A 229-nucleotide genomic window follows, 5' to 3' on the forward strand; every position below is an offset into this window, starting at 1 on the left:
TTGTTCAAGTGACACATACACTTTCTCGACACCGGACAATGCACCGACGCTGTCTTCTACCGCTTTTACACAATGCTGGCAGCTCATGCCGCTTACTTGCAAATGAACTTGTTCTTTCATGAAAAATTCCTCCTTGGTATAAGGTAAGCGAATCGCTTCCTCTATCTATTATTTTCTCATCAGCTTTTGGAACGTGACGAGCAGTTCGTCCAGGATCTCTTCATCGCCC

General features: G+C 45.0%; 1 protein-coding gene. It reads right to left on the reverse strand.

The genetic code is table 11. The features are described from left to right. On the reverse strand, window positions 1–120 hold a 120-nt coding region (locus SB775_RS34485), incomplete at its 3' end, for a cation transporter (RefSeq protein WP_410865789.1). Between the last annotated feature and the right edge of the window lie 109 nt (window positions 121–229).

The sequence above is a fragment of the Peribacillus sp. SIMBA_075 genome, assembly GCF_046534585.1.